Raw genomic sequence first — 19,858 nt, 5'->3', positions numbered from 1 at the left:
AATTCATTTAATTGGCCAGCACTTTTTTCAAGCGCTCAACAAAACGTTGTGGCGGCATATAGCCAATTACACGCTGATCTTTTAACTCTTCTGAATTGAGATCAAAGATCAAAATTCCAGGTGGCCCGAATAATCCAAAACGCTTCAGTAATTCCTGATTCTCAGGACTGTTCTTTGTTACATCAGCTTGAACTAAAACAAATTTCTGTAACTCTTGATTCACTTCAGAATTAGCAAAGGTATTGACCTCCATCTCTTTGCAGGAGATGCACCAGTCTGCATAAAAATCTAGGAGCACTAATTTCTTCTGCTCTTTTGCTTGGGCCAAGAATTGATCTAACTGGGCACTAGATTGAATTACAGCAAAACTCGCATTTCCAATCTGATGTTGACGTTGGCCATTAGCCATCATCTTGCCACCCGCTTCATTACTGCTTTGTAATAAAGGAGAGACAATCCAGGCTGCAGTTGCCACCAATAAAACACCGAGCGTTCTTTGCAACCAAACCATCCAAATACCAGTTGATGGAATGAGGATGCGCGCCTCAATAGCAATAAAGAGAAGTGGCAAGCCCATACCCAAAGCCATCACAAACAGTAAACCGGCCCCCAAACTCATTGATCCTGTTTGGGCAATGAAAGCAAGTACTCCGGCCAAAGGTGCAGTAATACAAGGGCTAGCAACTAACGTCGAAATTCCACCCAAAGCGAAGGCACCAACAAAGCTCCCACCTTTATGGCGCCCTGCTAATTGGTCGACTTTTTCCTGCCAAGATTGGGGCATTCTGAGCTCATACAGGCCAAATAAGCTCCCCGACAGTGCGAGTAGTAGCAATGCAAACCCAATTAGCGCTACAGGGCTCTGCAGGGCTCTTTGGACGCTACCGCCTAGAGCGGCCATCAAGACTCCCGCTAAAGCGTAGACACAGGCCATACCAAGTACATAAGCCACGGCCAAGAGACTAGCCCGGCTTTTGCTAATCGATTTTTTGCCCTGAGTTCCAAACACCACACTAGACAGAATGGGTAGCATTGGAAGCACACAGGGAGTGAAAGCTAATGCCAACCCCAGGATGAAGAAAGCTAAAAATAAATAGCCAGTTGGGGTGCTATCTAAAAAACGCGTAATGGCATTGACATCATCTCGCTCACGCCATACATCCATCAAGCCAAATTCTTTTTTAGGCGAATTACTTACCCCCTCCAATACCTCTGGTATCGGTCTAGCCTTTACACCGGGGCCTGCAAGCAAAAATTTGAGCGTCATGGGCGGATAGCAAATACCCGCTTCAGCACATCCTTGCAATTCCAACTCTAGATATAGAGGCTTTCCTACTTCGGCTTTTTTGTCCAATGTCAGAAGAAATGCCTGCTTGTAAACCTGCATCTTCTTTTGAAAAGTTTCATCAAACTTTTCAATGCCAGCAGGCAGCATTGCCTTTACAAGCCCTAATTTATTGGGCTCGGAGCCCATCTTAAAATGTAGGGATTCTTGATAGATGTAATAACCCTTGGTTGGAAAAATTTCCAACTCAATGTCATTTGTGTTGACCGCCCATACTGCTTCAGCCTGAAAGGCCTTCTCAGGAGGAAGAAATTCTGGGGCCGCAAAAGTATTACCAACAACTAAGAGGAATGCAGCTATTGTCGGGATGAATTTACTAATCAATCTCATAAATGTCACTTTACCTCGGACTCCACCCACTTGCCATATTGTGCTTCGTATTTCTCAGGGGCATAGGCTATTACATCTGGCAAATCATAAGGATGATGACTTTTGATGAAATTAGAAACATCTCCCCATCTATCTACAACTGTTTTTGCTGAAAGCATCATTTCATTTGCTTCGCAAATCTTGCCCTCCCATCGATAGATGGAATGAACCCCCTCTTGAATTTGTACACAAGCCGCCAGACGGCGTTCAATCAACAGATGCGCCATTTTCTTTGCATCCTCTAGCAATGCAAAAGTGGTAACAACTATCAGCAATTCAGTAGATTTCTCTTGAGCCATCTTGTATTTATAAGCGTATAAATGAAAAAAGCCAGACCGGAGCCTGGCTTTTAATCTAACTAAAGGGCTTAAGCCTCTTCAGCTACTGCTGTTTCTTCAACTTCTGGGCGATCAACTAACTCAACCAAAGCCATAGGTGCATTATCACCGTGGCGGAAGCCAAACTTCAAAATACGAAGGTAGCCACCTGGACGAGTTGCGTAACGTGGACCGAGCTCTGTGAAGAGTTTGGTCACGATATCGCGATCGCGTGTGCGATTAAACGCTAAGCGACGGTTTGCTAAGTTATCTTTTTTACCCAAGGTAATCAAAGGCTCAACAACCATGCGCAATTCTTTAGCTTTTGGCAAAGTCGTTTTAATGACTTCGTGCTCCAAGAGTGAATTGGACATGTTGCGCAGCATCGCCAAGCGATGTGATGATGTTCTGTTTAGTTTGCGTAAGCCGTTTCCGTGACGCATGATGCTTCCTTTCTAATTATTTCTCGAGGTTAGCTGGAGGCCAGCTTTCGAGTTTCATGCCAAGACTTAAGCCACGAGCCGCCAATACATCTTTAATTTCATTCAAAGATTTACGACCTAGATTAGGCGTCTTCAACAATTCATTCTCTGTACGTTGAATCAAGTCACCGATGTAGTAAATGTTCTCAGCCTTCAAGCAGTTTGCAGAGCGAACTGTGAGTTCGAGATCATCAACCGGACGCATCAACATTGGATCAACCATTGAAGAGCGACTTGGGGCGAGATCACCAGATACTTCGCTGCTCTCAAGAGCTGCGAACACAACTAACTGATCAACCAAAATGGTAGCGGCTTGACGAATCGCCTCTTCAGGAGACAACACACCGTTGGTTTCGATAGTCATTACGAGACGATCGAGGTCGGTACGTTGCTCAACACGAGCAGACTCAACAGCATAGCTAACACGACTTACTGGGCTAAATGAGGCATCCAATACGATGCGACCAATGATCTTGGTAGCTTCGTCATGGTATTGACGCATATTGCCTGGTACATAGCCACGGCCTTTTTCAACCTTGATCTGCATATCCAACTTGCCACCAGCTGACAAGTGAGCGATAACGTGATCAGGGTTAATGATTTCTACATCGTGTGGCAAGTCGATATCTTTTGCTGTAACAACGCCTGGGCCTTCTTTACGCAAATTGATAGTAACTTCGTCACGCGACTGCAACTTAAATACGATACCTTTGAGGTTCAACAAAAGGTTAACTACATCCTCTTGAACTCCGTCTAATGTGGAGTACTCATGAACCACACCTGCAATAGCTACTTCAGTTGGTGCATAACCAACCATTGAGGACAACAAAACACGACGTAATGCATTTCCGAGTGTGTGGCCATAGCCACGCTCGAACGGCTCCATAACAACCTTAGCTTGGTTGGCGGTAAGCGCTTCAACAGAAATAATTTTTGGCTTGAGCAAATTTGTTTGCATATTTTTTCCTTGAGAGTGCTAATTAGCGTGAATACAATTCGACGATCAAACTTTCATTAATTTCGCCGCTAATGTCTTCACGGTCAGGCACTTGCTTAAATGTTCCCTCGAGCTTGGCTGCGTCAACTGAAACCCAAGTAACAGCTGCCATTTGCCCAACTAAATTGAGTGATTCCGTAATACGCGCTTGCTTCTTCGCTTTTTCACGAATCGCAACAACATCACCAGGCTTAACCTGAATGGATGGAATATTGACAGGGTTGCCATTGAGCAAAATTGCGCAATGAGAAACTAACTGACGTGCTTCAGCGCGTGTTGAACCAAAGCCCATGCGATACACCACGTTATCTAAACGTGACTCAAGCAACTGAAGCAATGTTTCACCAGTGTTGCCCTTACGACGCTCAGCTTCTGCGAAGTAACGACGGAATTGACGCTCTAATACGCCATAGATACGCTTAACCTTTTGCTTTTCACGCAATTGATTACCGTAATCAGATGTTCTTGAGCCAGATGTACGGCCATGTTGACCAGGCTTAGTATCTAACTTGCACTTGTCTGACAGGGCGCGACGTGCGCTCTTTAAAAATAAGTCGGTACCTTCCCGACGTGCTAATTTGGCCTTAGGCCCTAAGTAACGTGCCACGATGCTTTCCTTTCTTTGCCGCAGTCTTACGACCGACGGTGAGTTCACCCTTTAATTCAGATGAACGGTGGGCTTTAATAAAAAACTACTAAAACTGTTGTACTGCCAAGATCTAAGCTTAGATACGACGACGCTTAGGAGGACGGCAACCATTATGTGGAACTGGGGTTACGTCTTGAATCTCAGTGATCTTGATGCCCAATGAGTTCAATGCACGCACTGCTGATTCACGACCTGGGCCTGGGCCTTTGATCTGAACTTCCAAATTCTTGATACCGCATTCAATAGCTGTCTTACCAGCAACTTCTGCGGCTACCTGAGCAGCAAAAGGTGTTGATTTACGTGAGCCCTTGAAGCCCTGGCCACCAGATGTTGCCCATGAAAGCGCATTACCTTGGCGATCAGTGATCGTAATGATGGTGTTATTAAAAGAAGCGTGAACGTGTGCAATACCGTCAGCAACGTTCTTTTTAACCTTCTTACGTGCGCGCTGTGAAGCTGCAGAAGCGGATTGTTGTTTTGCCATGTCAATAAACTTTCTTGATTATTTCTTGAGTTGCACGCCAGACTTACGTGGGCCCTTGCGGGTACGCGCGTTAGTCTTAGTACGTTGACCACGAACAGGCAAGCCCTTACGATGACGAACGCCACGATAGCAGCCTAAGTCCATCAAACGCTTGATGCTCATCGTTACTTCACGACGAAGGTCACCTTCTGTGATGAACTTACCTACTTCATCACGTAACTTTTCCAAGTCACCGTCAGTAAGATCTTTAACTTTTTTGTCGATTGCAACACCTGTGGTTTCACAAATTTTGCGAGCACGAGTTGTGCCAATGCCAAAAATTGCTGTTAAACCGATAACAGTATGTTGATGATTTGGGATGTTTACCCCAGCGATACGTGCCATGAGATTTCCTCTTAATTAACCAGATCAGCCTTGACGCTGCTTATGACGTGCGTCTGAAGAACAGATCACGCGCACAACGCGTTTGCGCTTAATGATCTTGCAATTTCTGCAAATACACTTAACGGATGCTAAAACTTTCATAACTCACCTCTAAAAAAATAGGTACTACTTAATCTTTACTTCGCTCGGAAAATGATTCTGGCGCGAGTCAGGTCGTAAGGAGTCATCTCCACCGTCACCTTATCTCCTGGCAATATGCGGATGTAATGCATCCTCATCTTTCCAGAAATGTGCCCTAGAACCACATGTCCGTTCTCTAGCTTCACGCGAAACATTGCGTTCGGCAAATTCTCAATAATTTCTCCCGCCATCTGAATTACATCGTCTTTAGACATTCAGTTAAGCGCCCATCTTAAAGTTAGCTTTTTTCATCAAAGAACCATATTGTTGTTGCATTACAAATGACTGAACTTGAGCCATGAAATCCATTGCAACAACGACAATAATCAACAATGAAGTACCGCCAAAATAGAATGGCACGTTGTACTTCAACACTAAGAATTCTGGTAACAAGCAAACCAAAACCATATAAATTGCACCAGCCAATGTCAAACGAACCAAGATCTTATCGATGTAACGACCAGTCTGGTCACCAGGACGAATACCTGGAACAAAGGCACCACTCTTCTTCAAGTTATCTGCAGTTTCACGGCTGTTGAAGACCAAAGCTGTGTAGAAGAAGCAGAAGAAAATAATCGCAGCTGCATACAAAATTGTGTAGACAGGTTGACCTGGGGCCAATGTTGCCGCTAAATCTTTAATTACTCTACTGAACATATTGGTTGGCTCACCAGAAGTAAACCAGCCAGCAATCGTTGCAGGAAACAAAATAATAGATGAAGCAAAAATTGGAGGGATAACACCAGCCATATTTAACTTCAATGGGAAGTATGAGGACTGGCCACCGTAAACCTTATTACCAACCTGACGCTTAGCGTAGTTCACCAAAATACGGCGCTGACCACGCTCTACAAACACAACAAAATAAGTCACAGCAACGCACACCACGACGATGAGCAAAGCCGACAAGATATTCATAGAGCCGGTGCGCACTAATTCAAGCAAGCTACCGATTGCAGATGGCAAGCCAGAAACAATACCGCCAAAAATAATAATAGAGATGCCGTTACCCAGGCCGCGCTCCGTGATTTGCTCGCCTAGCCACATCAAGAACATCGTGCCAGTAACCAGAGTTACCACGGTATTCAATTCAAACATCAAACCTGGGTTGATAACTAAGCCTGGCTGAGCTTGTAATGCAACAGAGATTCCCAAAGCTTGGAATGTTGCCAAAACAACAGTGCCATAACGTGTGTACTGAGTAATCTTACGTTGACCTGCTTGACCTTCTTTTTTCAATGCCTCTAATGAAGGTACAACAATCGTCATTAACTGCATGATGATCGATGCAGAAATGTACGGCATGATTCCCAAAGCAAAAACGGTAAAGCGAGATAAAGCACCGCCTGAGAACAGGTTAAACATACCCAAGATGCCGTCTTTTTGACCTGAGAACAATTGAGCCAATTGGTCAGGATCAATACCTGGAACAGGAATATGCGCTCCCAAACGGAACACGAGCAAAGCCAAAACCAGGAATATCAAGCGTTGACGTAATTCGCCATACTTGCCTCCTGATTGAGCAATACTCGCTGTGTTGGTAGGTGCTAATGCCATCGGCTGCTAAGAACTAATTAAACCAAGTCAACCAATTTGCCGCCAGCCGCTTCAATAGCTGCTTTTGCACCCGCTGTTACTGTAATACCTTTAAGAGTCACAGCAATCGAAAGCTCACCAGTCTTAATCACTTTGACTGCATTGATTTGCTCACCAGCAAAACCATGCGCTCTCAAAACTAACAAGTCCACTTCTGGCAAGTTAATTTTTGCTAAGTCGTTCAAAGTAATTTGACCAACGTGACGACGTGTCAAAGATACGAAACCGCGCTTTGGCAAACGACGATACATCGGCATCTGTCCGCCTTCGAATCCAACTTTGTGGAATCCGCCTGAACGTGATTTTTGACCTTTGTGACCGCGGCCAGCAGTTTTACCAAGACCAGAGCCGATGCCGCGACCTACGCGACGACGGTTTTTCTTGGATCCCTCTGCGGGTTTGAGTGTATTGAGTTGCATATTCTTCGCCTATTTACTTGCTAGTTATTAGCCAATGACTTTAACTAGATAAGAAACTTTATTAATCATTCCGCGAACAGCTGGAGTGTCTTCCAATTCCGAAACAGAATTGATACGTCCGAGGCCTAAACCACGAACTGTTGCACGGTGGCTTTCGCGTGTACCGATCAAGCTGCGCACTAATTGCAGTTTGACTTTGGAGTTAGATGTTGTCATTTATAGATTCCTAATCTTTTGGTCTTAGCCGAGAATCTCTTCAACTGACTTACCGCGCTTAGCAGCAATTTCAGAAGGAGTGCTCATCTTGCTTAAACCATCAATCGTTGCACGAACCATGTTGTAAGGGTTTGTTGAGCCAAGTGACTTAGCAACAACGTTTGTTACACCCATTACATCGAAAATTGCGCGCATTGGGCCACCAGCAATAACGCCAGTACCGTCTTTAGCTGGAGAAATCATCACGCGTGACGCGCCATGCTTACCAATCACAGTGTGCTGCAAAGTACCTTTACGCAAGGAAACTTTGATCATCTTGCGACGTGCTTCGTCCATTGCCTTTTGAACAGCAACTGGAACTTCTTTTGATTTACCTTTACCCATGCCGATACGACCATCGCCATCGCCAACTACAGTGAGTGCAGCGAAGCCGAGAATACGACCACCCTTAACCACTTTAGTTACACGATTAACAGCGATCATCTTCTCGCGAAGACCATCATCACGCTCTTCGTTTTGCATCTTGGTTTGCATTTTTGCCATGTTTTTTCCTAAACCCTATTAGAACTTCAGGCCGGCTTCACGCGCAGCTTCAGCTAAGGCCTTAATACGGCCGTGATAACGATGACCAGAACGATCAAAAGCAACATCAACAACGCCTGCTTTAACAGCACGCTCAGCAACTAGTTTGCCGATTTGTTTAGCCGCTTCAGCGTTGCCGCCGTTTTTGATCGCTTGGCGCAATTCCTTTTCCATTGATGAGGCAGCTGCCACAACCTTGGTTCCACATGGGCTATATACCTGTGCAGAGATATGTGAATTGCTACGGATAACTGTTAAGCGATTTGCCAATGCTTCGGCAATGCGAATGCGAGTCTGCCTAGCACGTCTTTGTCTGGATTCGTCTTTATTCATTTTCTAATCTCGCTTACTTCTTCTTAGTTTCTTTCAGATGTACAACCTCATCCACGTAGCGAACACCTTTGCCTTTGTATGGCTCTGGTGAACGGTATGCGCGAACTTCAGCTGCAACCTGGCCAACTTGCTGCTTGTTGGAACCTTTGATAATGATTTCAGTTTGAGTAGGGGTCTCAGCTTTTACACCTTTTGGCAGGTTGTAAATAATGTCGTGCGAGAAACCTAACTGCAACTTCAATGATTCGCCTTGAGCAGCAGCACGGTAACCAACGCCTACCAAGCTGAGCTTGCGCTCAAAGCCAGTAGTTACGCCAACAACCATGTTGTTTACTAAAGCACGGGCTGTACCTGACTGTGCACCAGCTTCTGGTGTGTCGTTATTTAAAACAACTGTCAATACGCCATCTTCTTGTTTCAAACCAACAGAAGGATGCAAGTTGTGTGTCAAAGTACCTAATGGGCCTTTAACAGTAATGTTTGCACCGTTGATGCTGATTTCAGCGCCCTTAGGGACTGGAATAGGTGATTTACCAACGCGGGACATATTTCTCTCCTTACGCGACGTAGCAAATAACTTCACCACCAACGCCGTTTGCACGTGCTTTGCGGTCTGTCATTACGCCTTGTGGGGTTGAAATAATTGCAATGCCCAAGCCATTCATTACTTCAGGAATGTCGTGACGGCCTTTGTAGATACGCAGACTTGGTGTAGATACACGGTCAATACGCTCAATAACAGGGCGGCCTGCGTAGTATTTGAGTTCAATGTGTAGCACTGGCTTAGCTGCTTCACCTTTGATTTCAAAACTATCGATATAACCTTCATCCTGCAAGACTTTTGCAATAGCTACTTTAACTTTTGACGACGGCATCAAGACTACGGGTTTCTGCACTGCTTGCGCATTGCGGATCCTTGTCAACATGTCGGCGATTGGATCGCTGATACTCATGAGTTCTCCTAATTCTTTCGCCGCTTACCAGCTGGCCTTGGTTAAACCGGGGATTTCGCCACGGAAGGCGATTTCACGAATTTTGCTACGCGCTAAACCAAACTTGCTAAATACGCCGCGCGGACGACCGGTTAATGAACAACGATTTCTTTGACGAATCGGGCTTGCGTTACGTGGGAGTGCCTGTAGCTTCAAGCGAGCTTCATAGCGCTCTTCATCGCTGCGTGATTGATCAGCAATGATTGCCTTGAGTTCAGCACGCTTTACAGCGTACTTCTCTACAGTTTTTGTGCGCTTATTCTCGCGCTCAATTAGGGATAGTTTTGCCACGTTAGCCTCTTAATTGCGGAAAGGGAATTTGAACGCTGCTAACAAAGCTTTTGCTTCTTCGTCAGTCTTAGCGGTCGTCGTAATACTGATATTGAGACCACGGAGGGCATCAATTTTGTCGTATTCGATTTCAGGGAAAATGATTTGCTCTTTAACGCCGATGTTGTAGTTACCACGGCCGTCAAATGCCTTACCGGAAATTCCGCGGAAGTCACGTACGCGTGGCAAAGCAACAGTCACGAAACGGTCTAAAAATTCATACATGCGTGCACCACGCAATGTGACCATGGCACCGATTGGGTAACCTTGACGAATTTTGAAACCAGCAATCGCTTTTTTTGCTTTTGTCACAACTGGCTTTTGACCTGCTACTTTAGTCAAATCACCAACTGCATTTTCGATAATTTTCTTGTCGTTCACTGCATCGCCCAAGCCCATATTCAGGGTTACCTTGGTGATACGTGGAACTTCCATTACTGACTTGTAACCAAACTTGGCGATCAAATCAGCAACAACTTTAGCTTGATAGTGTTCTTGAAAACGTGTGCTCATAATTTCTCCGTGCCCCTTATGCGCTTAAAGTTGCGCCAGTGGTTTTGAGGAAACGTTGCTTTTTACCGTCCACGAGTTTGATACCAACACGTGATGGTTTGCCGTTACCGTCAACCACAGCCACATTAGAAATGTGAACAGGCATCGTCTTGTCAATCATGCCGCCAGTAACACCGGCTGCTGGATTTGGCTTAACGCTCTTTTTGTAAATATTTACGCCTTCGATTACTAATTTGTTCTCGAGAACGGCTGTAACTGTTCCTTGCTTGCCCTTATCGCGGCCAGTCAACAGAACTACTGAATCACCTTTACGAATCTTTTTCATATCAGCCTCTTAAATAACTTCGGGGGCGAGAGAAACGATCTTCATGAACTTCTCAGTACGCAACTCACGCGTCACTGGTCCAAAGATACGTGTGCCGATTGGCTCTAACTTAGCGTTGAGCAATACCGCAGCGTTTCCATCGAACTTAATCAATGAGCCGTCTGGACGGCGAACACCCTTAGCAGTTCTCACTACTACGGCGTTATAAATGTCACCTTTTTTTACACGGCCACGTGGAGCAGCGGACTTTACAGTCACTTTAATGACATCACCGATACTGGCGTAACGACGCTTAGAGCCGCCCAATACCTTGATGCACAAAACTTCACTGGCGCCTGTGTTGTCGGCGACCTGTAATCTACTTTCGGTCTGAATCATTTTTTAATCCCCAACTTGTTAGCCAAAGGCAAACAGTCTTGGTTCCGTCTATGGGCTTCAACGAAAGTTAAAACCCGGAATTAATGAAAAAACACTGCTTCTCCCAATAAAACCAGAGAAGCCTTCTATCATACTACGCAAAACAGGGATTTGGCAAGAAAGTTCGCCAAAATCCCTAATATTTCTTTAAATACCTTTTGATTCTTGAACTAAACGGGTTACAACCCAAGACTTAGTACGTGAAATTGGCTTAGATTCAGCAATTTCAACGGTATCACCCATCTTGTATTGACCAGCTTCGTCATGAGCATGGTATTTTTTGGACTGTCCAACATATTTGCCATAAAGCGCATGTTTTACTTGGCGCTCAACTAGCACAGTCACAGTTTTTTGCATTTTGTCGCTAACGACACGACCCACAAGGGTGCGGCGCAAGGGTTTAGATAATTCTGTCATATCCCTTTTTCCTTATTTCTGTGCAGTTTTTTGAGTAATAAAGGTCTTTACGCGAGCAATTTCACGCTTAGTTTTACCCAATTGGCTGGTGTTGGTGAGTTGCTGAGTACCCTTTTGCATACGGAGTTTGAAGCTAGTCTTCAAAAGCTCTGTTAATTCTGCATTCAAGGCAACCAGATCTTTGGATGCTAATTCTGTCTTTTTCATAATCTCTATCCCGATCAACCTAAGTGGCGAATCACGAAAGTGGTTTGCAATGGCAACTTAGCAGCAGCAAGCTTGAAAGCCTCACGTGCCAAACCTTCATCCACACCATCCATCTCGTACAAAATCTTGCCTGGTTGAATTTCTGCTACGTAGTACTCTGGGTTACCTTTACCGTTACCCATACGTACTTCAGCTGGCTTTTGTGAAATTGGCTTGTCTGGGAAAATACGGATCCAGATACGACCACCACGCTTAATGTGACGTGTCATTGCGCGACGTGCAGACTCAATCTGACGTGCAGTCAAACGACCACGGCCAATAGCTTTCAATCCAAAGTCACCAAAGGCTACTGAACTACCGCGTGTTGCCACGCCAGTGTTACGTCCCTTTTGTTCCTTGCGATACTTACGACGCTTTGGTTGTAGCATGCTTACTCTCCTGACTTCTGCGCTTCAGCACTTACGGCTTCAACGGCTTTCGGTGCACGCTTCACTGCTGGCTTAGCAGCAACTAAAGGCTTGCTGTCAGCTGCTGGTTTACGTGCGGTTGTTTTAGCTGGTGCGCGACGTGGCTTTTTCTCTTCAGCTGCTGGCTCTACCGTTACTGCTACAGCATCAGCACCGCGACCTAATGTATCGCCTTTGTATACCCAAACTTTTACACCGATGATGCCGTATGTTGTTTCCGCTTCTGAAGTTGCGTAATCAATATCAGCCTTCAGTGTATGAAGAGGAACACGACCTTCACGGTACCATTCGCGACGTGCAATTTCAGCGCCATTCAAACGACCAGAAGACATGATCTTGATTCCTTGTGCACCAAGGCGCATTGCATTTTGCATTGCACGCTTCATTGCACGACGGAACATGATGCGCTTCTCTAACTGTTGAGTAATAGAGTCAGCGATCAACTGAGCATCAACTTCAGGCTTGCGAATTTCTTCAATATTCACATGGACTGGAACGCCCATACGCTTCTGGAGTTCGCGACGGAGAACTTCAATATCTTCACCTTTTTTACCGATCACAACACCTGGGCGTGAGCTGTAAATTGTGATGCGCGCGTTCTTTGCAGGACGCTCAATAATGACTTTACTTACTGATGCATTCTTCAACTTCTTCTTGAGATAGATGCGGACATCTACGTCCTCTTTAAGCATCTTCGCAAAATCAGTATTGTTTGCATACCACTTTGATGTCCAGTTCTTCGTTACCGAGAGTCGGAATCCGGTTGGGTTTATCTTTTGTCCCATATCTTCCCTTAGTTACTCAAGGTCACGGTAATGTGACATGTTTGTTTTTCGATTTGGTTACCACGACCCTTTGCGCGTGCTGTGAAGCGCTTCAAGGAAGTACCCTTATCAACAATAATTGTTGAAACCTTGAGCTCATCAATATCAGCACCCTTATTGTGTTCAGCGTTGGCCATTGCGGACTCAACAACTTTCTTCACAATGAAGGCAGCTTTCTTGGGGCTGAAATTCAAAATGTTCATAGCGCGAGCAATTGGCAAACCACGGATTTGGTCAGCGACCAAACGTGTCTTTTGCGCAGAAATGCGGGCGCCCTTGTGAATAGCTTTAACTTCCATCATCATCCCCTTACTTCTTCGTTACTTTCTTGTCAGCAGCGTGACCTTTGAAAGTACGGGTCAAGGCAAATTCGCCTAACTTATGACCCACCATGTTTTCTGATACATATACCGGAACGTGTTGACGACCGTTATGTACAGCAATCGTCAGACCAATAAAGTCTGGGAGGATTGTTGAACGGCGTGACCAAGTTTTGATCGGCTTTTTGTCCTTGTTGGCTTGTGCAACTTCAACTTTTTTTACTAAGCTGGCGTCGCAAAATGGGCCTTTTTTAGCTGAACGTGTCATATCTATTTATCCTTATCGCTTAACGTTTTTGACGACGTTGAACGATCATCGAAGTTGTACGCTTATTGCGACGTGTACGATAACCTTTGGTTGGTGTGCCCCATGGGGAGACAGGTACACGGCCTTCGCCAGTTCTACCTTCACCACCACCGTGTGGGTGATCTACTGGGTTCATTGCCACACCGCGAACGGTCGGGCGAATACCACGCCAGCGATTTGCACCAGCTTTACCGATAACGCGCAAGCTATGCTCTTCATTACCAACTTCACCAATAGTGGCACGGCAATCGATCAAAATACGACGTACTTCACCAGAGCGCAAGCGCACCTGAGCGTATACACCTTCACGAGCCAATAACACTGCAGAACCACCAGCAGAACGTGCGATTTGAGCACCTTTGCCCGGCAACATTTCTACACAGTGAATCGTGCTACCAACTGGAATGTTACGAATTGGCAAATTGTTACCAGACTTGATTGGGGCTTCAGCACCAGTCATCAATGCCTGACCAACAGTCATGCCTTTTGCAGCAAGAATATAGCGACGCTCACCATCAGCAAACACGATCAATGCAATATTTGCACTGCGGTTTGGATCGTATTCCAAGCGCTCTACTTTTGCTGGAATACCATCTTTGTCATTGCGTTTGAAATCAACAACACGATAGTGATGCTTATGACCACCACCTTTATGACGGGTAGTGATGTGACCATTATTGTTACGACCTGCTTTTTGGAACTGTGGCTCTACCAACGCTGCAAAAGGTTTACCTTTATGCAGGTCAGGATTTACCACCTTGACCATTGAGCGACGACCTGGTGAGGTCGGTTTTGTCTTCATCAAAGGCATGATTAATTCGCCTCCGCTTCAAAGTTAATTTCTTGACCTGGCTTCAAGCTAACGTAGGCCTTCTTAGTATGGTCACGACGACCTTCAAAACGGCCATAGCGCTTTGGCTTACCTTTTTGATTCACGATTTGAACAGAGTCAACTTGCACTTTAAAGAGCAACTCAACCGCTTGTTTCACATCGCTCTTATTAGCGTCGCGTGTAACTTGGAATACCACTTGTTCGTTTTTCTCTGCAACCATAGTGGCTTTTTCAGAGATAACCGGTCCAAGCAGAACCTTCATCAAGCTGTGATCGTTTTTACGGACTTGGCTCATTTCAGCAACTCCTCAATTTTTGCGATCGCTGCTTTGCTTACCAATACTTTTTTGTATTGAACTAAAGCTAATGGATCAGCGTGCTGTGGCTCACATACAGCAACCTTATGCAAGTTGCGTGATGCCAAGTACAAATTCTCGCTAACCTGATCAACGATGATCAAGACTGAATCCAAGCCCATTGCTTTAACTTTGTCAGCTAAAACTTTAGTCTTTGGAGCATCAAGATTAAATTGGTCAACAACATTCAAACGACCTTCGCGAGCTAACTGAGACAAAATTGATCTCATACCAGCGCGGTACATTTTCTTGTTTACTTTTTGGCTGAAATTTTCTTCAGGTGAATTCGGGAATATACGACCACCTCCACGCCACAGCGGGGAAGAGCTCATACCAGCACGTGCACGACCAGTACCTTTTTGACGCCAAGGTTTCTTGGTTGTGTGCTTAACTTGCTCACGGTCTTTTTGTGCACGGTTACCACTTCGTGCATTCGCTTGGTAAGCCACAACTACTTGGTGTACCAATGCCTCGTTATATTCGCGCTCGAATACTTCTGGTGAGGCTTGAACGCCTGCGCCCAAAGTACCGTTATCTTGGAGAAGCTTAAGTTCCATATTCGCTCTCCTTATTTCTTCTTCAACGGTGTCTTCACCGCTGGAGTAACAATAACTTTACCGCCTGGGGCACCTGGAATAGCGCCTTTAACCATGATGAGATTGCGTTCTGCATCAATGCGTGCGATGACTAAATTTTGTACAGTGCGTGTTTCGTCACCAAGGTGGCCTGTCATGCGCTTACCTGGGAAAACACGACCTGGATCTTGCGCCATACCGATAGAACCTGGCACGTTATGTGAACGTGAGTTACCGTGTGATGCGCGACCTGAAGCAAAGTGATGGCGCTTGATAGTACCGGCATAGCCTTTACCAATCGTTACACCTTGTACATCCACTTTTTGGCCAGCAGAAAATGCAGTATCAGCAGGAATTACTTGTCCTGGTGTCATTTCTGCGATTTTTGCTGCATCTAAATGAAATTCGTTGAGACCGTTACCAGCCATCACACCCGCTTTAGCGAAGTGACCAGCCATTGCTTTGGTAACGCGAGTAGCTCTACGTGTGCCATGTGCCAACTGGATAGCATCATAGCCATCAGTTGCCTGGGTCTTGATTTGAGCGATTCTGTTGTCGCTCACGTCAATTACGGTGACAGGAATTGCTTCCCCTTCGTCCGTAAATAGACGGGTCATGCCGATCTTGCGACCGATTAAGCCTAAGCTCATATTCATGCTCCACGCCGACTTCGATTGGTCGGCAAAATTAATTTAAGTGATTTACAAGTAAAAATACTTCTAAATCAATAACTTACAACGTTTTTAATGCTGATAAAACCTTTAAATCCGCCCAAATAATTCAGCGAAGCCTTTGATTCTATCCCGAAAGGCCAGTCTTGGCAAGCGCTAAGACTGGAAATACTGAATTACTGCAACTTAATTTCGACGTCCACACCTGCTGGGAGGTCTAATTTCATCAAGGCATCCACAGTTTTCTCTGTAGGATCAACGATATCCATCAAACGCAGATGGGTACGAATCTCTAACTGGTCACGTGAAGTCTTGTTTACGTGTGGTGAACGCAGAATGTCAAAGCGCTCAATACGTGTTGGCAAAGGTACTGGACCCTTAACAACAGCACCAGTACGTTTAGCTGTATCAACGATTTCAGCTGCAGACTGGTCGATCAAACGGTAATCAAATGCTTTAAGACGAATACGAATTTTTTGGTTTTGCATATTAATTCCAAAGAGCGTTGTGGTGCTGCCACGTTATATTTCTAAAGAGCTCGGTGACATCCGCAGCACGGACGTCACCGGTTAGCAAACCGCTAAATATTTTTTACTGCTATTAAGCCAAAATCTTTGCAACCACGCCGGCGCCAACAGTACGGCCACCTTCACGGATCGCAAAACGTAAACCTTCTTCCATCGCGATTGGAGCGATGAGTTTGACGGTAATAGTCACGTTATCACCAGGCATTACCATTTCTTTGTCTTTTGGCAACTCGATTGAACCAGTTACGTCCGTAGTACGGAAGTAAAACTGTGGACGATAGTTGTTAAAGAATGGAGTATGACGACCACCTTCATCTTTACCCAAGATGTAAACCTCGGCTGTAAAGTGAGTATGTGGGGTGATTGAACCTGGCTTAGCCAATACTTGGCCGCGCTCAACTTCTTCACGTTTTGTACCGCGTAACAAGATACCAACGTTATCGCCTGCTTGACCTTGGTCGAGCAATTTGCGGAACATTTCAACACCAGTACAAGTTGTCTTGAGTGTTGGCTTGATACCGATAATTTCAATCTCTTCACCAACTTTAACGATACCGCGCTCGATACGGCCTGTAACCACAGTACCGCGACCAGAGATAGAGAACACGTCCTCTACTGGCATCAAGAACGCACCGTCAACAGCACGCTCTGGAGTTGGGATGTAAGAGTCAAGCGCTTCGGCCAACTTCATGATGGCTTCTTTGCCCAATGGGCCTTCGTCGCCTTCAAGCGCTAACTTAGCAGAGCCTTGAACGATTGGTGTGTCATCACCTGGGAAGTCGTACTTAGATAAAAGCTCACGAACTTCCATTTCTACGAGCTCTAACAACTCAGCGTCATCCACCATGTCGCACTTGTTCAAGAACACGATGATGTATGGAACACCAACTTGGCGTGCCAAGAGGATGTGCTCACGAGTTTGTGGCATTGGGCCGTCAGCTGCAGAGCAAACCAAAATAGCGCCGTCCATCTGAGCAGCACCAGTAATCATGTTCTTAACGTAGTCAGCATGTCCTGGGCAATCCACGTGCGCGTAGTGACGATTCGCTGTCTCATACTCAACGTGTGCTGTATTAATCGTAATACCGCGTGCTTTTTCTTCTGGAGCAGCATCGATCTGATCGTATGCTTTTGCTTCGCCACCGAATGCTTTTGAAAGCACGGTTGCAATAGCTGCTGTCAATGTGGTTTTACCGTGGTCAACGTGACCGATTGTGCCAACGTTTACGTGCGGTTTTGTCCGCTCAAACTTTTCTTTTGCCATTTTTTTGTCTGCCTTCTTAGCTAGTCAATATTCAAAATAATGTGGATAAATTACTTCGCTTTAGCAGCCATCACTGCTTCAGCTACGTTCTTTGGTGCTTCGGAATAATGCTTAAATTCCATGGTGTAGGTAGCGCGACCTTGGGTCAACGAGCGCAAGCCAGTTGAGTAACCAAACATCTCTGCCAATGGCACTTCAGCGCGAACGATCTTGCCGCCCCCTGGAATGTCATCCATACCTTGCAAAATACCGCGACGTGATGAGAGGTCACCCATTACGTTACCCATGAAATCTTCTGGTGTTTCAACTTCAACAGCCATCATTGGTTCTAGCAACACTGGTGATGCTTTGCGCATACCGTCTTTGAATGCCATCGAGCCCGCCATCTTAAATGCGTTTTCGTTGGAGTCAACATCATGGTATGAACCGAAGAACAATGTTGCTTTGATATCTACAACTGGATAGCCAGCCAAAATACCGGAGTTCAATGTTTCGATAATTCCTTTTTCTACTGCAGGTATGTATTCACGTGGAACAACACCGCCCTTAATAGCGTCAACGAATTCAAAACCTTTACCTGGCGCCTGTGGCTCTAACTTCAGTACCACGTGACCGTATTGACCACGACCACCAGACTGCTTAACGAATTTACCTTCGATCTCTTCGCAAACTTTACGAATTGTTTCGCGATAGGCAACTTGTGGCTTACCAACAGTTGCTTCAACGCTAAACTCACGCTTCATGCGATCAACCAAAATTTCCAAGTGGAGCTCGCCCATGCCGGAAATAATTGTTTGACCAGATTCTTCGTCTGTCTTTACGCGGAAAGAAGGATCTTCTTGTGCCAAACGATTCAAAGCAAGACCCATTTTTTCTTGGTCGGCTTTTGTCTTTGGCTCTACAGCCTGAGAGATCACTGGCTCTGGGAATACCATGCGCTCCAAAATAACGATGCTATCTGGATCACACAATGTTTCGCCTGTAGTTGCGTCTTTCAGACCAACTGCAGCTGCGATATCGCCAGCGAATACTTCTTTAATTTCTTCACGTTCGTTTGCATGCATTTGCAACAAACGTCCAACACGCTCTTTCTTACCCTTGATTGGGTTGTAGATTGTGTCGCCAGATTTCATTACACCGGAGTAAACACGGAAGAAGATAAGCTGGCCAACGAATGGGTCAGTCATGATCTTAAATGCCAACGCTGAGAACTTCGCGCTATCAGAAGCTTCACGTGTTGTCGGTGTGCCGTCTTCCAATTCACATGGAACTGGTGGAACGTCTAATGGTGAAGGCAACAATTCAACAACTGCATCCAACATCGCCTGAACGCCTTTGTTTTTGAACGCTGTTCCGCACAACATTGGAACGATTTCATTGGCAATAGTACGTTGACGTAATGCGCCTTTGATTTCTTCTTCGGTCAAGCCTTCGCCGCCGAGATATTTTTCCATCAACTCTTCTGAACTCTCTGCAGCAGCTTCGAGCATTTTCTCGCGCCACTCTTCAGCAGAGGCTTGCAATTCAGCAGGGATATCTTCGTACGTAAACTTAGTACCTTGTGATTCTTCATCCCAATAGATGGCCTTCATTTTGACCAAGTCCACAACGCCTTTGAAGTTTTCTTCGGCGCCAATTGGAATTTGAATCAAGATAGGATTTGCTTTAAGGCGCATCTTCATTTGGTCATAGACCTTGAAGAAATTCGCACCTGTACGGTCCATTTTGTTTACGAATGCTAAACGTGGAACTTGATACTTATTAGCTTGACGCCAAACAGTCTCAGATTGTGGCTGTACACCACCTACTGCACAGTAAACCATGCAAGCGCCATCCAAAACGCGCATTGAACGCTCAACTTCAATAGTGAAGTCTACGTGTCCTGGGGTATCAATAATATTGATGCGGTGCTCTGGGAAGTTACCAGCCATGCCCTTCCAGAACGTTGTAGTAGCAGCAGAAGTAATCGTGATACCACGCTCTTGCTCTTGCTCCATCCAGTCCATGGTTGCAGCGCCATCATGTACTTCACCAATTTTGTGATTAACACCGGTGTAGAACAAAACGCGTTCTGTTGTTGTTGTCTTACCTGCGTCAATGTGCGCAGAAATACCGATATTGCGGTATTTGTCGATAGGGGTTTTACGTGCCACTGTTGGTA

Annotated in this window: 33 protein-coding genes; all 33 read right to left on the bottom strand. The window is 45.4% G+C overall.

Annotation, left to right across the window (positions count from 1 at the left end):
• Window positions 1-7: 7 nt before the first annotated feature.
• Entirely contained in the window at window positions 8-1,675 is a 1,668-nt protein-coding gene (gene dsbD / locus FD975_RS00445; RefSeq protein WP_215302351.1) for a protein-disulfide reductase DsbD, read from the bottom strand.
• A 5-nt stretch (window positions 1,676-1,680) separates the two neighbouring features.
• Window positions 1,681-2,013: a divalent-cation tolerance protein CutA gene (gene cutA / locus FD975_RS00440; protein ID WP_215302350.1), complete on the bottom strand. Its 333-nt coding sequence runs from the start codon at window positions 2,011-2,013 to the stop codon at window positions 1,681-1,683.
• 68 nt (window positions 2,014-2,081) lie between these two features.
• Entirely contained in the window at window positions 2,082-2,474 is a 393-nt protein-coding gene (rplQ, locus tag FD975_RS00435) for a 50S ribosomal protein L17 (protein ID WP_015420256.1), read from the bottom strand.
• 16 nt (window positions 2,475-2,490) lie between these two features.
• The gene (gene rpoA / locus FD975_RS00430) at window positions 2,491-3,471 is read right to left on the bottom strand and encodes a DNA-directed RNA polymerase subunit alpha (protein ID WP_015420255.1); all 981 of its coding nucleotides are present in this window, start codon (window positions 3,469-3,471) and stop codon (window positions 2,491-2,493) included.
• 22 nt (window positions 3,472-3,493) lie between these two features.
• Complete coding sequence (gene rpsD, locus FD975_RS00425; protein WP_068320135.1) at window positions 3,494-4,117, bottom strand: 30S ribosomal protein S4; 624 nt, start codon at window positions 4,115-4,117, stop codon at window positions 3,494-3,496.
• Between the two features lie 118 nt (window positions 4,118-4,235).
• Window positions 4,236-4,643: a 30S ribosomal protein S11 gene (gene rpsK / locus FD975_RS00420; RefSeq protein ID WP_015420254.1), complete on the bottom strand. Its 408-nt coding sequence runs from the start codon at window positions 4,641-4,643 to the stop codon at window positions 4,236-4,238.
• An 18-nt stretch (window positions 4,644-4,661) separates the two neighbouring features.
• The gene (rpsM, locus tag FD975_RS00415; protein ID WP_015420253.1) at window positions 4,662-5,027 is read right to left on the bottom strand and encodes a 30S ribosomal protein S13; all 366 of its coding nucleotides are present in this window, start codon (window positions 5,025-5,027) and stop codon (window positions 4,662-4,664) included.
• Window positions 5,028-5,051: 24 nt separating this feature from the next.
• A complete protein-coding gene (gene rpmJ, locus FD975_RS00410) occupies window positions 5,052-5,168 on the bottom strand; it encodes a 50S ribosomal protein L36 (protein WP_012357167.1) in 117 nt (38 codons plus the stop codon).
• A 35-nt stretch (window positions 5,169-5,203) separates the two neighbouring features.
• Window positions 5,204-5,422: a translation initiation factor IF-1 gene (infA, locus tag FD975_RS00405; RefSeq protein WP_015420252.1), complete on the bottom strand. Its 219-nt coding sequence runs from the start codon at window positions 5,420-5,422 to the stop codon at window positions 5,204-5,206.
• Window positions 5,423-5,426: 4 nt separating this feature from the next.
• Complete coding sequence (gene secY / locus FD975_RS00400; RefSeq protein ID WP_215302349.1) at window positions 5,427-6,764, bottom strand: preprotein translocase subunit SecY; 1,338 nt, start codon at window positions 6,762-6,764, stop codon at window positions 5,427-5,429.
• 17 nt (window positions 6,765-6,781) lie between these two features.
• Window positions 6,782-7,222, bottom strand: coding sequence for a 50S ribosomal protein L15 (gene rplO, locus FD975_RS00395; RefSeq protein ID WP_215302348.1), 441 nt, complete (start codon window positions 7,220-7,222; stop codon window positions 6,782-6,784).
• Between the two features lie 27 nt (window positions 7,223-7,249).
• Complete coding sequence (gene rpmD / locus FD975_RS00390) at window positions 7,250-7,438, bottom strand: 50S ribosomal protein L30 (protein WP_015420249.1); 189 nt, start codon at window positions 7,436-7,438, stop codon at window positions 7,250-7,252.
• Window positions 7,439-7,462: 24 nt separating this feature from the next.
• Window positions 7,463-7,981 (bottom strand): 30S ribosomal protein S5, encoded by a 519-nt coding sequence (gene rpsE, locus FD975_RS00385; RefSeq protein ID WP_015420248.1) that lies wholly within the window; start codon window positions 7,979-7,981, stop codon window positions 7,463-7,465.
• Window positions 7,982-7,999: 18 nt separating this feature from the next.
• Window positions 8,000-8,353 carry a 50S ribosomal protein L18 gene (rplR, locus tag FD975_RS00380; protein WP_062307056.1) on the bottom strand — a complete coding sequence of 118 codons (354 nt, stop codon included), beginning with the start codon at window positions 8,351-8,353 and terminating at the stop codon, window positions 8,000-8,002.
• Window positions 8,354-8,366: 13 nt separating this feature from the next.
• A complete protein-coding gene (rplF, locus tag FD975_RS00375) occupies window positions 8,367-8,900 on the bottom strand; it encodes a 50S ribosomal protein L6 (protein WP_215302347.1) in 534 nt (177 codons plus the stop codon).
• Between the two features lie 10 nt (window positions 8,901-8,910).
• A complete protein-coding gene (gene rpsH / locus FD975_RS00370; RefSeq protein ID WP_015420245.1) occupies window positions 8,911-9,306 on the bottom strand; it encodes a 30S ribosomal protein S8 in 396 nt (131 codons plus the stop codon).
• A 24-nt stretch (window positions 9,307-9,330) separates the two neighbouring features.
• Window positions 9,331-9,636 (bottom strand): 30S ribosomal protein S14, encoded by a 306-nt coding sequence (gene rpsN / locus FD975_RS00365; protein WP_046329384.1) that lies wholly within the window; start codon window positions 9,634-9,636, stop codon window positions 9,331-9,333.
• Between the two features lie 9 nt (window positions 9,637-9,645).
• Window positions 9,646-10,188, bottom strand: coding sequence for a 50S ribosomal protein L5 (gene rplE, locus FD975_RS00360; RefSeq protein WP_046329383.1), 543 nt, complete (start codon window positions 10,186-10,188; stop codon window positions 9,646-9,648).
• A gap of 16 nt (window positions 10,189-10,204) precedes the next feature.
• The gene (gene rplX / locus FD975_RS00355; RefSeq protein WP_011901911.1) at window positions 10,205-10,513 is read right to left on the bottom strand and encodes a 50S ribosomal protein L24; all 309 of its coding nucleotides are present in this window, start codon (window positions 10,511-10,513) and stop codon (window positions 10,205-10,207) included.
• A gap of 9 nt (window positions 10,514-10,522) precedes the next feature.
• Window positions 10,523-10,891, bottom strand: coding sequence for a 50S ribosomal protein L14 (gene rplN / locus FD975_RS00350; RefSeq protein WP_015420241.1), 369 nt, complete (start codon window positions 10,889-10,891; stop codon window positions 10,523-10,525).
• Window positions 10,892-11,077: 186 nt separating this feature from the next.
• Window positions 11,078-11,347 carry a 30S ribosomal protein S17 gene (gene rpsQ, locus FD975_RS00345; protein WP_076024550.1) on the bottom strand — a complete coding sequence of 90 codons (270 nt, stop codon included), beginning with the start codon at window positions 11,345-11,347 and terminating at the stop codon, window positions 11,078-11,080.
• A gap of 12 nt (window positions 11,348-11,359) precedes the next feature.
• Window positions 11,360-11,554 carry a 50S ribosomal protein L29 gene (gene rpmC / locus FD975_RS00340; protein WP_015420239.1) on the bottom strand — a complete coding sequence of 65 codons (195 nt, stop codon included), beginning with the start codon at window positions 11,552-11,554 and terminating at the stop codon, window positions 11,360-11,362.
• Between the two features lie 14 nt (window positions 11,555-11,568).
• On the bottom strand, window positions 11,569-11,982 hold the full coding sequence (gene rplP, locus FD975_RS00335; protein WP_015420238.1) for a 50S ribosomal protein L16: 414 nt from the start codon (window positions 11,980-11,982) through the stop codon (window positions 11,569-11,571).
• A gap of 2 nt (window positions 11,983-11,984) precedes the next feature.
• Window positions 11,985-12,806, bottom strand: a complete 822-nt coding sequence (gene rpsC, locus FD975_RS00330; RefSeq protein ID WP_215302346.1) for a 30S ribosomal protein S3 — start codon at window positions 12,804-12,806, stop codon at window positions 11,985-11,987.
• Between the two features lie 8 nt (window positions 12,807-12,814).
• Window positions 12,815-13,147 (bottom strand): 50S ribosomal protein L22, encoded by a 333-nt coding sequence (gene rplV, locus FD975_RS00325; protein WP_215300499.1) that lies wholly within the window; start codon window positions 13,145-13,147, stop codon window positions 12,815-12,817.
• A 7-nt stretch (window positions 13,148-13,154) separates the two neighbouring features.
• A complete protein-coding gene (gene rpsS / locus FD975_RS00320; protein ID WP_011901904.1) occupies window positions 13,155-13,433 on the bottom strand; it encodes a 30S ribosomal protein S19 in 279 nt (92 codons plus the stop codon).
• A gap of 19 nt (window positions 13,434-13,452) precedes the next feature.
• Window positions 13,453-14,283: a 50S ribosomal protein L2 gene (gene rplB / locus FD975_RS00315; protein ID WP_215302345.1), complete on the bottom strand. Its 831-nt coding sequence runs from the start codon at window positions 14,281-14,283 to the stop codon at window positions 13,453-13,455.
• Window positions 14,284-14,285: 2 nt separating this feature from the next.
• Complete coding sequence (gene rplW / locus FD975_RS00310; RefSeq protein WP_076024545.1) at window positions 14,286-14,600, bottom strand: 50S ribosomal protein L23; 315 nt, start codon at window positions 14,598-14,600, stop codon at window positions 14,286-14,288.
• On the bottom strand, window positions 14,597-15,217 hold the full coding sequence (gene rplD, locus FD975_RS00305; RefSeq protein WP_015420233.1) for a 50S ribosomal protein L4: 621 nt from the start codon (window positions 15,215-15,217) through the stop codon (window positions 14,597-14,599). The genes rplW and rplD overlap by 4 nt, the downstream gene beginning before the upstream one ends.
• 11 nt (window positions 15,218-15,228) lie before the next feature.
• A complete protein-coding gene (gene rplC, locus FD975_RS00300) occupies window positions 15,229-15,885 on the bottom strand; it encodes a 50S ribosomal protein L3 (protein ID WP_215303687.1) in 657 nt (218 codons plus the stop codon).
• Window positions 15,886-16,082: 197 nt separating this feature from the next.
• Window positions 16,083-16,394 (bottom strand): 30S ribosomal protein S10, encoded by a 312-nt coding sequence (gene rpsJ, locus FD975_RS00295; protein WP_011901899.1) that lies wholly within the window; start codon window positions 16,392-16,394, stop codon window positions 16,083-16,085.
• Window positions 16,395-16,506: 112 nt separating this feature from the next.
• Window positions 16,507-17,697 carry an elongation factor Tu gene (tuf, locus tag FD975_RS00290; protein ID WP_215302340.1) on the bottom strand — a complete coding sequence of 397 codons (1,191 nt, stop codon included), beginning with the start codon at window positions 17,695-17,697 and terminating at the stop codon, window positions 16,507-16,509.
• A 50-nt stretch (window positions 17,698-17,747) separates the two neighbouring features.
• On the bottom strand, window positions 17,748-19,850 hold the full coding sequence (fusA, locus tag FD975_RS00285) for an elongation factor G (RefSeq protein ID WP_015420230.1): 2,103 nt from the start codon (window positions 19,848-19,850) through the stop codon (window positions 17,748-17,750).
• Between the last annotated feature and the right edge of the window lie 8 nt (window positions 19,851-19,858).

This window comes from Polynucleobacter sp. AP-Jannik-300A-C4, from assembly GCF_018688335.1.
Taxonomy (GTDB): Bacteria; Pseudomonadota; Gammaproteobacteria; order Burkholderiales; family Burkholderiaceae; genus Polynucleobacter.
This window is presented reverse-complemented; position numbering and strand designations above follow the sequence as displayed.

What these genes read in the sequence shown, in the direction of transcription:
- dsbD (WP_215302351.1), bottom strand. Translation starts at nt 1,675, where the DNA reads ATGAGATTGATTAGTAAATTCATCCCGACAATAGCTGCATTCCTCTTA.
- cutA (WP_215302350.1), bottom strand. Translation starts at nt 2,013, where the DNA reads ATGGCTCAAGAGAAATCTACTGAATTGCTGATAGTTGTTACCACTTTT.
- rplQ (WP_015420256.1), bottom strand. Translation starts at nt 2,474, where the DNA reads ATGCGTCACGGAAACGGCTTACGCAAACTAAACAGAACATCATCACAT.
- rpoA (WP_015420255.1), bottom strand. Translation starts at nt 3,471, where the DNA reads ATGCAAACAAATTTGCTCAAGCCAAAAATTATTTCTGTTGAAGCGCTT.
- rpsK (WP_015420254.1), bottom strand. Translation starts at nt 4,643, where the DNA reads ATGGCAAAACAACAATCCGCTTCTGCAGCTTCACAGCGCGCACGTAAG.
- rpsM (WP_015420253.1), bottom strand. Translation starts at nt 5,027, where the DNA reads ATGGCACGTATCGCTGGGGTAAACATCCCAAATCATCAACATACTGTT.
- rpmJ (WP_012357167.1), bottom strand. Translation starts at nt 5,168, where the DNA reads ATGAAAGTTTTAGCATCCGTTAAGTGTATTTGCAGAAATTGCAAGATC.
- infA (WP_015420252.1), bottom strand. Translation starts at nt 5,422, where the DNA reads ATGTCTAAAGACGATGTAATTCAGATGGCGGGAGAAATTATTGAGAAT.
- secY (WP_215302349.1), bottom strand. Translation starts at nt 6,764, where the DNA reads ATGGCATTAGCACCTACCAACACAGCGAGTATTGCTCAATCAGGAGGC.
- rplO (WP_215302348.1), bottom strand. Translation starts at nt 7,222, where the DNA reads ATGCAACTCAATACACTCAAACCCGCAGAGGGATCCAAGAAAAACCGT.
- rpmD (WP_015420249.1), bottom strand. Translation starts at nt 7,438, where the DNA reads ATGACAACATCTAACTCCAAAGTCAAACTGCAATTAGTGCGCAGCTTG.
- rpsE (WP_015420248.1), bottom strand. Translation starts at nt 7,981, where the DNA reads ATGGCAAAAATGCAAACCAAGATGCAAAACGAAGAGCGTGATGATGGT.
- rplR (WP_062307056.1), bottom strand. Translation starts at nt 8,353, where the DNA reads ATGAATAAAGACGAATCCAGACAAAGACGTGCTAGGCAGACTCGCATT.
- rplF (WP_215302347.1), bottom strand. Translation starts at nt 8,900, where the DNA reads ATGTCCCGCGTTGGTAAATCACCTATTCCAGTCCCTAAGGGCGCTGAA.
- rpsH (WP_015420245.1), bottom strand. Translation starts at nt 9,306, where the DNA reads ATGAGTATCAGCGATCCAATCGCCGACATGTTGACAAGGATCCGCAAT.
- rplE (WP_046329383.1), bottom strand. Translation starts at nt 10,188, where the DNA reads ATGAGCACACGTTTTCAAGAACACTATCAAGCTAAAGTTGTTGCTGAT.
- rplX (WP_011901911.1), bottom strand. Translation starts at nt 10,513, where the DNA reads ATGAAAAAGATTCGTAAAGGTGATTCAGTAGTTCTGTTGACTGGCCGC.
- rplN (WP_015420241.1), bottom strand. Translation starts at nt 10,891, where the DNA reads ATGATTCAGACCGAAAGTAGATTACAGGTCGCCGACAACACAGGCGCC.
- rpsQ (WP_076024550.1), bottom strand. Translation starts at nt 11,347, where the DNA reads ATGACAGAATTATCTAAACCCTTGCGCCGCACCCTTGTGGGTCGTGTC.
- rpmC (WP_015420239.1), bottom strand. Translation starts at nt 11,554, where the DNA reads ATGAAAAAGACAGAATTAGCATCCAAAGATCTGGTTGCCTTGAATGCA.
- rplP (WP_015420238.1), bottom strand. Translation starts at nt 11,982, where the DNA reads ATGCTACAACCAAAGCGTCGTAAGTATCGCAAGGAACAAAAGGGACGT.
- rpsC (WP_215302346.1), bottom strand. Translation starts at nt 12,806, where the DNA reads ATGGGACAAAAGATAAACCCAACCGGATTCCGACTCTCGGTAACGAAG.
- rplV (WP_215300499.1), bottom strand. Translation starts at nt 13,147, where the DNA reads ATGATGGAAGTTAAAGCTATTCACAAGGGCGCCCGCATTTCTGCGCAA.
- rpsS (WP_011901904.1), bottom strand. Translation starts at nt 13,433, where the DNA reads ATGACACGTTCAGCTAAAAAAGGCCCATTTTGCGACGCCAGCTTAGTA.
- rplB (WP_215302345.1), bottom strand. Translation starts at nt 14,283, where the DNA reads ATGCCTTTGATGAAGACAAAACCGACCTCACCAGGTCGTCGCTCAATG.
- rplW (WP_076024545.1), bottom strand. Translation starts at nt 14,600, where the DNA reads ATGAGCCAAGTCCGTAAAAACGATCACAGCTTGATGAAGGTTCTGCTT.
- rplD (WP_015420233.1), bottom strand. Translation starts at nt 15,217, where the DNA reads ATGGAACTTAAGCTTCTCCAAGATAACGGTACTTTGGGCGCAGGCGTT.
- rplC (WP_215303687.1), bottom strand. Translation starts at nt 15,885, where the DNA reads ATGAGCTTAGGCTTAATCGGTCGCAAGATCGGCATGACCCGTCTATTT.
- rpsJ (WP_011901899.1), bottom strand. Translation starts at nt 16,394, where the DNA reads ATGCAAAACCAAAAAATTCGTATTCGTCTTAAAGCATTTGATTACCGT.
- tuf (WP_215302340.1), bottom strand. Translation starts at nt 17,697, where the DNA reads ATGGCAAAAGAAAAGTTTGAGCGGACAAAACCGCACGTAAACGTTGGC.